Source organism: Bradyrhizobium sp. Kon56, from assembly GCF_055807635.1.
This window is the reverse complement of the sequence record NZ_JBVVOU010000156.1, coordinates 1-465: the sequence shown is the minus strand read 5'-3', so window position 1 is coordinate 465 and position 465 is coordinate 1. Positions and strand designations below refer to the sequence as shown.

The following is a 465-nucleotide window of genomic DNA, read 5'->3' as shown; positions in this document are numbered from 1 at the left end:
GCGAAGGTCCGTATCCGATTCGCACCTTCACCGGCGATATCGGTGGGCGCGTGGCATTGGGCGTAGGGCAGGGCAGCCTGGCGATCCTGGCGTTCCTGCCCGAGGAAGAGCGCGAAACGGTGATTGGCTACAACCTGCCGCGGCTCAAGGATTTTCACCTGTACGATGAGGTGCTGTTGCGTTCGGAGGTGCAGAACGTGCGCAGCCTCGGCTACGCCGCGCGCAACACGGGCGTGCTGGAAGGCATGGCGGGACTGGCGGTGCCGATCCTGAACCGCGACGGGCATGCGGTAGCGGCACTGAGCGTGGCGACCATCAGGGATCGTCTGGGGCCCAGCCGTCTGCCGATGGTGGTCGAGTTGTTGAAGCGGGAGGCGGCGGCAATCGGGCCGCGGATCAATCCGTTTGATCCTACATTGCGCCGGCCTTCGCAGGCGTTTGGTGGGTAGTCCTTTCTGATGCGTA

At 64.5% G+C, this 465-nt stretch carries 1 protein-coding gene; it reads left to right on the top strand.

Going from position 1 to position 465, the window contains the following annotated elements; all coding sequences use genetic code 11:
* Positions 1-449, top strand: a 449-nt coding sequence (locus tag AC0L3B_RS38400; protein WP_473382796.1) for an IclR family transcriptional regulator domain-containing protein, incomplete at its 5' end; no start/stop codon positions are given.
* Positions 450-465: the final 16 nt, after the last annotated feature.